The sequence below is a fragment of the Streptomyces hirsutus genome, assembly GCF_001418415.1.
GTDB lineage: Bacteria > Actinomycetota > Actinomycetes > Streptomycetales > Streptomycetaceae > Streptomyces > Streptomyces hirsutus.
This window is the reverse complement of record NZ_LIQT01000371.1, coordinates 1-11,518: the sequence shown is the minus strand read 5'-3', so window position 1 is coordinate 11,518 and position 11,518 is coordinate 1. Positions and strand designations below refer to the sequence as shown.

Sequence of the window (11,518 nt, the reverse complement as noted above, 5' to 3'; positions counted from 1 at the left end):
GGGCGAGGGGATCGGGGCCGCCGGGGAAGTCAGGGCCGGCACCGAAAGGGCCACCCTCGAACGGGTCGTCCGGGCCGGGCCCGGGGAAGGCGTCGCCCCGCTCGCGGGCGTTGGCCGCCGCGCGGAGGCGGTCCACCGCACCGTCCATGGCGAACTGGGCGGCCCCCAGGCCCTCCACCACGTAGCCGCGACGGGCCTGACCGGTCTCCTCGAAGGCCGACAGAACACGGTAGACCGCGGAGAAACCGCCCTCGACGCCCTCGGCGGCGACCGCGCCCCGGGTGACCACCCCGTGCCGGTCGAGCAGGGTCCGGGCCAGCGCGTGGGCGCGGACCGTGGGGTCGCTCTCCCGCTCCGGCAGCAGCGACCAGCGACCGGCGACCGTCGGCGGGCCGGTACGGGAGGCGCCGCGGGCGGCAGCCGTGAGTGAGCCGTAGCGTCCGCGCGGGACCTGGCGCTTCGCGCGGTGGGCGGTGGAGCCCGCGGTGCGGCCCGAGCCCAGCAGCGAGCGCAGGGGAGCGAGCGTGTCGTTGGTCAGCCGGCCGGACCATGCCAGGTCCCAGACGGCGTCGGCCAGGTGGGGGTCGGTGGCCTCGGGGTGGGTGGTGGCGCGGACCTGGTCGGCGATCTGGCGGAAGAACAGCCCGTAGCCGCCGGAGAGGGCGTCGAGGACCGACTGGTGCAGGGCGGTCGTCTCCAGGGGGTGCGGTGGCGGCAGCAGCAGCGGGGCCGCGTCCGCGAGATGGAGGGAGACCCAGCCGTCCTTGCCCGGGAGGGAACCGGCACCGGCCCACACCACCTCGCCGGTGGCCGTGAGCTCGTCCAGCATCGCGGGGGAGTAGTGCGCGACCCGGGAGGGCAGGACCAGTTTCTCCAGGGCGGACGCGGGCACGGACGCACCCTGCAACTGCTCGATCGCGCGCACCAGACCATCGACGCCGCGCAGTGCGTGCCCCTTGCCGATGTGCTGCCACTGGGGGAGGAACTGGGCGAGCGCGGCCGGCGGCACCGGTTCCAGCTCGTGCCGCAGGGCGGCCAGGGAACGGCGGCGCAGCCGGCGCAGCACGGCCGCGTCGCACCACTCCTGGCCGATCCCGGCCGGGTGGAACTCGCCCTGGACGACCCTGCCCGCCGCCGAGAGCCGCTGCAGGGCGCCCTCGGTGACCGCCACGCCCAGCCCGAAGCGGGCCGCGGCCGCGGCCGACGTGAACGGGCCGTGCGTGCGCGCGTACCGTGCGAGCAGGTCGCCGAGCGGGTCCTTGACCGGTTCGGTGAACGCCTCCGGTACACCGACCGGCAGCGCCGTGCCCAGCGCGTCGCGCAGCCGGCCGGAGTCCTCGATCGCCGCCCAGTGCTCCGTGCCGGCGACGCGGACCCGGATCGCGCGGCGTGCCGACGCCAGGTCTGCCGCCCACTGCGGCTCGGCGCCCCGCTCCGCCAGCTCGGCCCCGGTGAGCGGGCCGAGCACGCGCAGCAGGTCGGCGACCCCCTCCGCGTCCTTGACCCGTCGGTCCTCGGTGAGCCACTGCAGCTCACGCCCCAGCTCGGTCAGCACCTCGGCGTCGAGCAGCTCGCGCAGCTCCGCCTGGCCGAGCAGCTCGGCCAGCAGCCTCGAGTCCAGCGACAGGGCCGCCGCGCGGCGCTCGGCGAGCGGGGAGTCGCCCTCGTACAGGAACTGGGCGACGTAGCCGAACAGCAGGGAGCGGGCGAAGGGGGACGGCTCGGGAGTGGTGACCTCGACGAGCCGCACCCTGCGGGACTCCAGGTCGCCCATCAGCTCGACGAGCCCGGGGACGTCGAAGACGTCCTGGAGACATTCGCGGACCGCCTCCAGGACGATCGGGAACGAGCCGAACTCGCCCGCCACCTGGAGCAGCTGGGACGCACGCCGGCGCTGCTGCCACAACGGGGTGCGCTTACCGGGGTTGCGGCGCGGAAGCAGCAGCGCGCGGGCGGCGCACTCGCGGAAGCGGGACGCGAACAGTGCCGAGCCGCCCACCTGGTCGGTGACGACCTGGTCGACCTCCCCCTTGTCGAAGACGACGTCCGCGGCGCCCAGCGGCGCCTGGTCCGCGTCGTACTCGGTGCCCGCCCGCACCGGCTCCTGGTCGAGCAGGTCCAGGCCCATCAGGTCGGCGTCCGGCAGGCGCAGCACGATGCCGTCGTCGGCGTGCATCACCTGGGCGTCCATGCCGTACCGCTCGGAGAGACGGGCGCCGAGCGCGAGCGCCCACGGGGCGTGCACCTGGGCGCCGAACGGGGAGTGCACGACGACCCGCCAGTCGCCGAGCTCGTCACGGAAGCGCTCCACGACGACGGTGCGGTCGTCCGGGACATGGCCGCAGGCCTGGCGCTGCTCGTCGAGGTAGGCCAGCACATTGTCCGCGGCCCAGGCGTCGAGCCCGGCGGCGAGGAGCCGCCCACGCGCCTCCTCCCGGGACAGCGAGCCGACCTCGCGCAGGAAGGCGCCCACCGCGCGGCCCAGCTCCAGCGGGCGGCCCAGCTGGTCCCCCTTCCAGAACGGGAGCCGGCCCGGCACGCCCGGGGCCGGGGAGACCAGCACCCGGTCGCGCGTGATGTCCTCGATGCGCCAGGAACTGGTGCCGAGGGTGAACACATCGCCGACGCGGGACTCGTAGACCATCTCCTCGTCGAGCTCGCCGACCCGTCCGCCGCCCTTCTTGGGGTCGGAGCCCGCGAGGAACACTCCGAACAGGCCCCGGTCGGGGATGGTGCCCCCGGAGGTGACGGCGAGCCGCTGCGCCCCCGGGCGGCCGGTGATCTCCCCCGTGACCCGGTCCCACACCACGCGCGGGCGCAGTTCCGCGAACGCGTCGGAGGGGTAGCGTCCGGCGAGCATGTCCAGCACGGCCGTGAAGGCCGACTCGGGCAGTGAGGCGAAGGGCGCGGCCCGGCGGACCGTCGCCAGCAGATCGTCGAACCGCCAGGTGTCCATGGCCGTCATGGCGACGATCTGCTGGGCCAGGACGTCCAGCGGGTTCGCGGGAACGCGCAGCGACTCGATGGAGCCCGTCCGCATCCGCTCGGTGACCACGGCGGCCTGGACGAGGTCGCCCCGGTACTTCGGGAACACCACGCCCGTGGAGACCGCGCCCACCTGATGGCCCGCGCGGCCGACCCGCTGGAGCCCCGAGGCCACCGACGGCGGCGACTCCACCTGGACCACCAGGTCGACCGCGCCCATGTCGATGCCCAGCTCAAGGCTGGAGGTGGCCACCACCGCGGGCAGCCGGCCCGCCTTGAGGTCCTCCTCGACCTGGGCGCGCTGCTCCTTGGACACCGAGCCGTGGTGCGCGCGGGCGATGACGGCGGGTGCGCCCTGGGCGGCTCCGGACCCGCCCATCAGCTCGGCGGGGGAGTGGTGCTCGTCCAGGGTCTCGCCGGTGGCCCGCTCGTAGGCGATCTCGTTGAGCCGGTTGCACAGGCGTTCCGCGAGGCGGCGGGAGTTCGCGAACACGATCGTCGAACGGTGGGACTGGACCAGGTCGGCGATCCGTTCCTCGACGTGCGGCCAGATCGAGGGGCGCTCCGCTCCCGAGCCGTCCGCCCCCTGCGAGCCGTCCGCCACCGGGGAGCCGCCCAGCTCGCCCAGGTCCTCGACCGGGACCACGACGGACAGGTCGAACTCCTTGTCCGCATCCGGCTGGACGATCTCCACCTTGCCGCGCGGGGACAGGAAACGGGCGATCTCGTCGACCGGACGGACCGTCGCCGACAGACCGATGCGGCGGGCCGGCCGGGGCAGCAGCTCGTCCAGCCGCTCCAGGGACAGCCCCAGATGCGCCCCGCGCTTGGTACCGGCGACCGCGTGCACCTCGTCCAGGATCACCGTCTCGATGCCCGTCAGCGCGTCGCGCGCGGCCGACGTCAGCATCAGGAACAGGGACTCCGGGGTGGTGATCAGGATGTCCGGCGGGCGGGTGGACAGGGCCCGGCGCTCGGCGGGCGGGGTGTCGCCGGAGCGGATCCCGACCTTCACCTCGGGCTCGGGCAGCCCCAGGCGCACGGACTCCTGGCGGATGCCGGTCAGCGGGCTGCGCAGATTGCGCTCGACATCGACGGCCAGGGCCTTGAGCGGGGAGACGTACAGGACGCGGCAGCGCTTGTGGTGGTCCGCGGGCGGGGGCGCGGCGGCGAGCTGGTCCAGGGCCGCGAGGAAGGCGGCCAGCGTCTTGCCGGAGCCGGTGGGAGCGACCACCAGCACGTCCGAACCCTCCTGGAGGGCACGCCACGCGCCCGCCTGGGCCGCGGTGGGCGCGGAGAACGCCCCCGTGAACCAGCCGCGGGTCGCGGCGGAGAAGCCGTCCAGGGCAGGGTGCGGAGTGCTGACCATGCGTCCATCGTGCACCCGGGCACTGACAACGGGGCTGACCGGGCGGGTCGTGGTCCCGGGACCCGGCGGGGAGCACCGGCGGGAGCGCGTGACAATGGCCGTATGGCGGAAACGGGAGCGGAAACGGGAAAGGAGCGTGCGCGGCACTGGCAGTACGCCGAGCTGCCCGGCGTCGACCTGCTCCGGGCCCGTTACATCCGCAAGTCGTTCGTGCGGCACACCCACGAGAACTTCGTCATCGCCGCCATCGCCGACGGGGTGGAGGTCTTCCACCACGGCGGGGCCGACCAGTACGCGGGCGCCGGGACACTCGCACTCGTGAACCCGGACACCCCGCACACCGGACGGGCGGGCGTGCCCGAGGGATGGCGGTACGGCGCGGTCTACCCGCCGCCCGAGGTGGTCGCGGCCATCGCCGCCGAGACCACCACACTGCGCGGCACCCCGGGGTTCGTGACACCGGTCCTCGACGACCCGTACGCCGTTCGTCTGGTGCACCAGGTGCTGCGGGCCACCGACGAGGGCAACGCGCTCGCCGCCGACACCCTGTTGCGGGTGGCCGTGACCCGGCTGCTCCGGCTGAACGGCGGATCGCTGCCCCGGCGCCGGGTGCGCACGGCCGGTGCCCGGACCGCCGCACGCGCGCGGGTGCTGCTCGAGGAGCGGATGACCGCGCCGCCGACGCTCGAGCAACTGGCCGACGAGCTCGGGACCAGTCCGTTCGCACTGCTGCGGGCCTTCCGCGACACCTACGGGATGCCGCCGCACACCTGGCTCACCGACGCCCGGGTACGGCGGGCACGCCGGCTCCTCGACGCGGGCACGTTGCCGTCGGAGACCGCCGTCGCCGTCGGGTTCACCGACCAGCCGCACCTGAACCGGCACTTCGGCCGGATCGTCGGCGTGCCGCCGGGCGCCTACCAGCGGGAGCGCAAGAACGTACAAGACACCCGGCGAACGTTCCACGTACGGTCCGGGGTGTGGCAGCAGAACGACAGACAACACTCGCAGAGGCACGCGACGCGGCCGCTCCGGGCGGAAAACCGGACGGCGCCGTCGTCCGGGACGCCCTGGGGGTCGGCATCGCCGTCGGACTTTCCGGATTCGCCTTCGGGGTGACCTCGGCCGGCAGCGGGCTCACACTGCTGCAGACCTGTGCACTCAGCCTGCTGGTGTTCACGGGGGCGTCCCAGTTCGCCCTGGTGGGGGCGCTGGCGGCCGGAGGGAGCCCGTTCACGGCCGCCGCCGGAGCGTTCTTCCTGGGCGTGCGCAACGCCTTCTACGGGCTGCGCCTGTCCCAGCTGCTGGCCCTCCCGCGCGCGGTGCGGCCGTTCGCCGCCCAGTGGGTCATCGACGAGACCGCCGCGGTCTCCCTCGCCCAGCCCACCCGGCGCAGCGCCCGGATCGGCTTCCTGGTCACCGGGCTCAGCCTGTACGTCCTGTGGAACCTCACCACGCTGCTCGGCGCGCTGGGCGCCGAGGCCATCGGGGACACCGACGCCTGGGGCCTGGACGCGGCCGGCCCCGCGGTCTTCCTGGCCCTGCTCGCACCGATGCTGCGGACCGGCACCGAACGGCTGGTCGCCGGGCTCGCCGTCCTGCTGGGGCTCGGGCTGCTGCCGGTCCTGCCCGCCGGTGTACCGGTCCTGGTGGCCGCGTTCGCGGCACCGGCCGTCCTGTGGGCACAGGGCCGCCGCAGGGGCACCGGGCGGGGCGACGCGAAGGAACGGAGCGATGCGCCGGCGCGCGGCGGCATACCGGAGGAGGACCGTTGAACATCTGGATCGCGATCGGCGTGACCGCCCTCGGGTGCTACGCCGTCAAACTGGCCGGACTCCTGGTGCCCGCCGGCGCCCTCGAACGGCCGCTCGTCCGGCGGCTCGCCGCCCTGCTGCCCGTCGCCCTGCTCGCCGCCCTGACCGCCCAGCAGACCTTCGCCGACGGCCGGACGCTCGTGCTGGACGCGCGGGCGGTGGGACTCGCGGCCGCCGCCGTGGCGCTGATGCTGCGCGCCCCGTTCCTGGTCGTCGTCGGGGCGGCCGTGGCCGTGACGGCGGGAGTCCGGGCCCTGGGCGGGTGAGGCTGCGCCGAGCGGTGGACCGGATGGTCGCGGCCGGTGGCGGGCTCGGTTTCGGCCGGCCGATCGCGCGGCCGTACGCCGTGAGCGTGCGCGATGCGTCGACGGACACCCTCGGGCGGGCCTCCAGGGCGGGGGCGGGCGCCCATCTACGCCACCGTACGAGGCGGCCGCCGTCCTCCCGCTGCTCGACCGGCAGGCGGTCCCCGAACCGGCTCACCCCCGCGGACGGGATACTGGGGGCATGCGGTTGACGGTCTTCTGGGAACGAATGGCGGAGCACTTCGGCACGGGCTACGCCGACACCTTCGCGCGCGATCACGTCATGTCGGAACTCGACGGGCGCACCGTGCACGAGGCACTGGAGGCCGGCTGGGCCGCCAAGGACGTCTGGCAGGTGGTCTGCGCGGTGATGGGGGTTCCCCGGGAAAAGCGCTGATCGTCACAGAGATCGCCGGAGGGCAGACGGCTGCCGGTGGTGTGGGCGAGACTTGCTCCGTGGCACCCACCGAAGAGACCGAGCAGGCAGTCCGGCATCCCTCCGCACCAGGCACGCCGCCGCCCGGCCCTCCGACGGGCGAGGCGGCCCCGCCGCCCGGCTCCCGCATGCCGCGCTGGCTGCCGCGTGCCATGCTGCTCGCGCTCGCGCTGATCGCCCTGTTCCAGCTGGGCAGCTGGGCCTTCCACGAGCTCACCGGTCTGCTGATCAACATTCTCATCGCGTTCTTCCTGGCGCTCGCCATCGAGCCCGCGGTGAGCTGGATGGCCGCGCGCGGGGTGCGCCGGGGGCTGGGCACCTTCCTGGTCTTCCTGGGAGTGCTGATCGCGACGGCGGGCTTCGTCACCCTGCTCGGATCCATGCTGGCGGGGCAGATCATCAAGATCGTCGAGGACTTCCCGCAGTACCTCGACTCCGTCATCAACTGGGTCAACACGCACTTCCACACCGAACTGCGGCGGGTGGACATCCAGGAGGGCCTGCTCCGCTCCGACTGGCTGCGCAACTACGTGCAGAACAGCGCCACCGGCGTCCTGGACGTCTCCACGCAGGTCCTGGGGGGCCTCTTCCAGCTGCTGACCATCATGCTGTTCTCGTTCTACTTCGCCGCCGACGGCCCGCGGCTGCGCCGCGCCATCTGCTCCGTACTGCCGCCCGCGCGCCAGGCCGAGGTGCTGCGCGCGTGGGAGATCGCCGTGAACAAGACCGGCGGCTACCTGTACTCGCGCGGACTGATGGCGCTGGTCTCCGGCATGGCCCACTACGTGCTGCTGGAGATCCTCGAGGTGCCCTACGCGCCCGCGCTCGCCGTGTGGGTGGGCCTGGTGTCGCAGTTCATCCCCACCATCGGCACCTATCTCGCGGGCGCCCTGCCCATGCTGATCGCCTTCACGGTCGACCCCTGGTACGCGCTGTGGGTGCTGATCTTCGTGGTGATCTACCAGCAGTTCGAGAACTATGTACTGCAGCCCAAGCTGACCTCGAGGACCGTCGACATCCACCCGGCGGTCGCCTTCGGCTCGGTCGTCATGGGCACCGCCCTGCTCGGCGCCGTCGGCGCGCTGATCGCCATTCCCGCGGTCGCCACCCTCCAGGCGTTCCTGGGCGCGTACGTGAAGCGCTACGACGTCACCGACGATCCCCGCGTGCACGGCCACCGCGGGACAGGCCCCGGTGACGGCGGCCCCGGCTCCGGCGAGCGGCGGACCCTCGTCGTCCGCGCCCGGCACCTCTGGGCGCGCCGACCGGGCTCGGCGCGCCCCCGGAGCGGGGACACCGAGGACTCCTGAGCCCGGTATACCGCTTCACCACCTGCTCGAGGCCGACGAGGTGAACCACCGGCCCCGAGCGGATGCCGGAGGGTGAACGACTCGTGAGGGTGCCGAGGGATGCGCTTGACATGAAAATCGAACATCTATTCTCATTGGGGTGTCGATGAGTCCCAAAGGTGGGCGTTATCGCCCGGTTCGTGTAGGAGTGGGCCCTGGTTGTCCACAGGCTGGAGGTGCGTCGGGGGGCGTTGTCAGTGGCAGGCGCTAGCGTCATTGACGTGAAGCGATCGACTCAAGCAAATCGGGTGGAACCCATGGCAGGAACCGACCGCGAGAAGGCGCTCGACGCCGCACTCGCACAAATTGAACGGCAATTCGGCAAGGGCGCGGTCATGCGCATGGGTGACCGGACGAACGAGCCCATCGAGGTCATCCCGACCGGGTCGACCGCGCTCGACGTGGCCCTCGGCGTCGGCGGCCTGCCCCGCGGCCGTGTGGTGGAGGTCTACGGGCCGGAGTCCTCCGGCAAGACGACCCTGACCCTGCACGCGGTGGCCAACGCGCAGAAGGCCGGCGGTCAGGTCGCCTTCGTGGACGCGGAGCACGCCCTCGACCCCGAGTACGCGAAGAAGCTCGGCGTCGACATCGACAACCTGATCCTGTCCCAGCCGGACAACGGTGAGCAGGCGCTGGAGATCGTGGACATGCTGGTCCGCTCCGGCGCCCTCGACCTCATCGTGATCGACTCCGTCGCGGCGCTCGTCCCGCGCGCGGAGATCGAGGGCGAGATGGGTGACAGCCACGTGGGTCTGCAGGCCCGCCTGATGAGCCAGGCGCTGCGGAAGATCACCAGCGCGCTCAACCAGTCCAAGACCACCGCGATCTTCATCAACCAGCTCCGCGAGAAGATCGGCGTGATGTTCGGCTCGCCGGAGACCACGACCGGTGGCCGGGCGCTGAAGTTCTACGCCTCGGTGCGTCTGGACATCCGCCGGATCGAGACGCTGAAGGACGGCACCGACGCGGTCGGCAACCGCACCCGTGTCAAGGTCGTCAAGAACAAGGTGGCGCCGCCCTTCAAGCAGGCCGAGTTCGACATCCTCTACGGCCAGGGCATCAGCCGCGAGGGCGGCCTGATCGACATGGGCGTGGAGCACGGCTTCGTCCGCAAGGCCGGTGCCTGGTACACCTACGAGGGCGACCAGCTCGGCCAGGGCAAGGAGAACTCCCGTAACTTCCTCAAGGACAACCCCGATCTCGCCAACGAGATCGAGAAGAAGATCCTGAAGAAGCTCGGCATCGGCGTGCAGGCCGAGGAGCCGGCCGGTGAGAAGAGCGCGGATGCCGTCGGCGCCGCCGCTCCGGCCGACGCGGCCGCGACTCCGGCTCCGGCGGCCAAGACCACCAAGTCCAAGGCCGCTGCGGTCAAGAGCTGACCCGTGACCCGACGAACCGACTGGGCCGAGTACGAGTCCGCCGCTTCCGGCGCCCCACGGGGGGCGGGCACCGGAAGCGGCGACGACCCGGCCGCGAACGGTGACCGGGCGTACGGGGACGCCAACGGCGAGGACGGCTTCTTCGGCGACTTCTCCCGTGAGGACCCGGGTGGTGGCCGACGCCCGCGCGGCGCCGGGTCCCGTCGTGCAGAGGGCTCACGGGGGAACGGCTCGCGTGACGGCGGGCCGCGTGGTGGACGCAGACGCCGGGCTTTCGGCGAGGCGGCCGCAGCGGACGGGGACGACTCCTCCTCACCGAGGGCCGAGCGGGAGGAGTCTCCGGGGGACCCGGTCGAGCGGGCGCGGGCGATCTGTCTGCGTCTGCTCACCGGAACCCCGCGCACCCGGAAACAGCTCGCCGACGCCCTGCGTAAACGGGAGATCCCGGACGAGGCCGCCGAGGAGGTGCTGTCCCGGTTCGAAGAGGTCGGACTGATCAACGACAGCGCTTTCGCGGACGCCTGGGTCGAGTCCCGGCACCACGGCCGGGGCCTGGCACGGCGCGCCCTTGCCCGGGAGCTCCGGACCAAGGGCGTCGACTCCACGCTGATCGACGCGGCCGTCTCCCAGCTCGACTCCGAACAGGAAGAGACCACCGCGCGCGAGCTCGTCGCCCGCAAACTGCGCTCCACCCGCGGACTCGACCGCGACAAGCGGATCCGCCGCCTCGCCGGCATGCTCGCCCGCAAGGGCTACCCCGAAGGCCTCGCCCTGCGTGTGGTCCGGCAGGCGCTGGAGGAGGAGGGCGAGGACACGGAGTTCCTGGAGGACGGCGGGTACTGAGAACCCGCCGGCCCGCTCTACGTCCGGACCGGCAGCCCCGCCGCCCGCCAGGCCTGAAAGCCGCCGATCAGGTCGGTGGCCCGGCGGAGTCCCAGCCGGTGCAGGGATTCCGCGGCCAGGCTGGAGGCGTAGCCCTCGTTGCAGATCACGACCACGCGCAGGTCATGGCCGGTCGCCTCGGGCAGGCGATGGCTGCCCCGGGGGTCGAGACGCCACTCCAGTTCGTTGCGCTCGACGACGAGGGCGCCGGGGATCGTCCCGTCCCGGTCGCGCAGGGCGGCGTAGCGGATGTCGACCAGCAGGGCTTCCCCGTCGCGGGCGGCCTCGTGGGCGGGAACCGCCTCGATGCGTTCGTAGCCCGCGCGGACCCGCTCCAGCAGCTCGTCGATCCCCGGGGCGTCGGCGGCCCTCTCCGGTGCCCCGCTCACTGCCAGTCCGCCGGGCGCTCGACCTGCTCCAGACGCAGTGTCGGGCCGGTGCGGCTGTACCGGCGCATCAGGGGGAGCGGCGGATGGTAGGCGTGCACGGAGACCGCGTGCCGCTCCGGGGACTCGTTGAGCACCTCGTGCACGTGGTGCCGGCCGAAGGCGCGGCCCTGGCCGGCCGCCAGCCGGCGCTCCCGGTCCACGCCGTCGTTCAGCTCCAGCGTCTTCCAGCCGTCGGTGGGCAGCCGCACGGAGAGCGAGTTCTCCTTCAACTCACCCGACGCGGTCATGAAGGCCCCGAGGGATTCCCCGTGGTCGTGCCAGCCGGTGCCGGTGCCGGGCGGCCAGCCGATCAGCCAGGCCTCGCTGCCCGCGGGACCGTCGAGCCGTACCCAGGTGCGGCCCTCCGGATCGAGCGGCAGCGAGGCGACCAGCTCGGCGTCGGCGGCGACGCGTCGTACGAAGTCGAGGAGGTCCGCCTGCGAGGGGCCGGCGGCAGCGAGGGAGGCCGTACCCGGGACAGCGGTCGGGCCGGGAGCCGCACCGGACGCGGAGACCGCGGGAGACGCGGGGAGGGCAGGGGGAAGCACAGGGGAAGCAGACACGTGGCACC

General features: G+C 73.2%; 10 protein-coding genes. 7 read left to right on the top strand and 3 right to left on the bottom strand.

Annotation, left to right across the window (positions count from 1 at the left end; translation table 11 throughout):
* On the bottom strand, window positions 1–4,354 hold a 4,354-nt coding region (locus tag AOK11_RS26390), incomplete at its 3' end, for an ATP-dependent helicase (protein WP_055596221.1).
* 102 nt (window positions 4,355–4,456) lie between these two features.
* On the opposite strand from AOK11_RS26390, the gene AOK11_RS26385 reads away from it, so the two are divergent.
* From AOK11_RS26385 to recX, 7 genes are all read left to right on the top strand, one after another.
* Complete coding sequence (locus AOK11_RS26385; RefSeq protein ID WP_055596220.1) at window positions 4,457–5,473, top strand: AraC family transcriptional regulator; 1,017 nt, start codon at window positions 4,457–4,459, stop codon at window positions 5,471–5,473.
* The gene (locus AOK11_RS26380) at window positions 5,425–6,129 is read left to right on the top strand and encodes an AzlC family ABC transporter permease (RefSeq protein ID WP_240497493.1); all 705 of its coding nucleotides are present in this window, start codon (window positions 5,425–5,427) and stop codon (window positions 6,127–6,129) included. The genes AOK11_RS26385 and AOK11_RS26380 overlap by 49 nt, the downstream gene beginning before the upstream one ends.
* The gene (locus AOK11_RS26375) at window positions 6,126–6,434 is read left to right on the top strand and encodes an AzlD domain-containing protein (protein ID WP_055596218.1); all 309 of its coding nucleotides are present in this window, start codon (window positions 6,126–6,128) and stop codon (window positions 6,432–6,434) included. The genes AOK11_RS26380 and AOK11_RS26375 overlap by 4 nt, the downstream gene beginning before the upstream one ends.
* 241 nt (window positions 6,435–6,675) lie before the next feature.
* Window positions 6,676–6,870 (top strand): DUF3046 domain-containing protein, encoded by a 195-nt coding sequence (locus AOK11_RS26370; protein WP_055596217.1) that lies wholly within the window; start codon window positions 6,676–6,678, stop codon window positions 6,868–6,870.
* 59 nt (window positions 6,871–6,929) lie between these two features.
* Window positions 6,930–8,219, top strand: a complete 1,290-nt coding sequence (locus tag AOK11_RS26365; RefSeq protein ID WP_206188928.1) for an AI-2E family transporter — start codon at window positions 6,930–6,932, stop codon at window positions 8,217–8,219.
* A 296-nt stretch (window positions 8,220–8,515) separates the two neighbouring features.
* The gene (gene recA, locus AOK11_RS26360; protein WP_055596215.1) at window positions 8,516–9,637 is read left to right on the top strand and encodes a recombinase RecA; all 1,122 of its coding nucleotides are present in this window, start codon (window positions 8,516–8,518) and stop codon (window positions 9,635–9,637) included.
* Window positions 9,638–9,640: 3 nt separating this feature from the next.
* Window positions 9,641–10,480, top strand: a complete 840-nt coding sequence (recX, locus tag AOK11_RS26355) for a recombination regulator RecX (RefSeq protein WP_055596214.1) — start codon at window positions 9,641–9,643, stop codon at window positions 10,478–10,480.
* A 17-nt stretch (window positions 10,481–10,497) separates the two neighbouring features.
* Here the strand turns inward: recX and AOK11_RS26350 are convergent, their stop codons facing one another.
* Together AOK11_RS26350 and AOK11_RS26345 are read right to left on the bottom strand one after the other, a co-directional pair.
* Window positions 10,498–10,908 carry a rhodanese-like domain-containing protein gene (locus AOK11_RS26350; protein WP_055596213.1) on the bottom strand — a complete coding sequence of 137 codons (411 nt, stop codon included), beginning with the start codon at window positions 10,906–10,908 and terminating at the stop codon, window positions 10,498–10,500.
* On the bottom strand, window positions 10,905–11,510 hold the full coding sequence (locus tag AOK11_RS26345) for a cupin domain-containing protein (protein WP_206188929.1): 606 nt from the start codon (window positions 11,508–11,510) through the stop codon (window positions 10,905–10,907). The genes AOK11_RS26350 and AOK11_RS26345 overlap by 4 nt, the downstream gene beginning before the upstream one ends.
* Window positions 11,511–11,518 lie beyond the last annotated feature (8 nt).